At 71.3% G+C, this 307-nt stretch carries 1 pseudogene; it reads left to right on the top strand.

From position 1 onward, the window contains the following. Positions 1 to 307: pseudogene (locus ACSNOK_RS33715) on the top strand (transposase); the annotation flags it as partial.

Genomic DNA, 307 nt, shown 5'->3' with positions numbered 1-307 from the left:
CCACCTCGGCCGGGGTGGGCCGGCAGTACACCGGCGCCTCGGTAAAGATCGACAATCCCCCAGAGGGGGTGCCCCCAGTCAGATCGGAGTATTCGCCGCCTACGCCACCAGCTCGGGCCGGGCCCTGGTCGACCGGGAGCTCTACCTGCCGAAAGCCTGGACCTCCGACCGGGAGCGCTGCCGGGCGGCGAAGATCCCCGACGAACGGGGTTTTGCCACCAGGGGAGAGCTGGCCCGGGACATCGTCCGCCGCTGTCTGGCCGCGGGCCTGCTCGTCGCCTGGGTCACCGCGGATGAGGCCTATGGG

The organism is Streptomyces sp. URMC 126, assembly GCF_051386555.1.
Lineage (GTDB): Bacteria > Actinomycetota > Actinomycetes > Streptomycetales > Streptomycetaceae > Streptomyces.
Note: the sequence above shows the minus strand (reverse complement) of the source record. Positions and strands in the feature narration are given on the sequence as shown.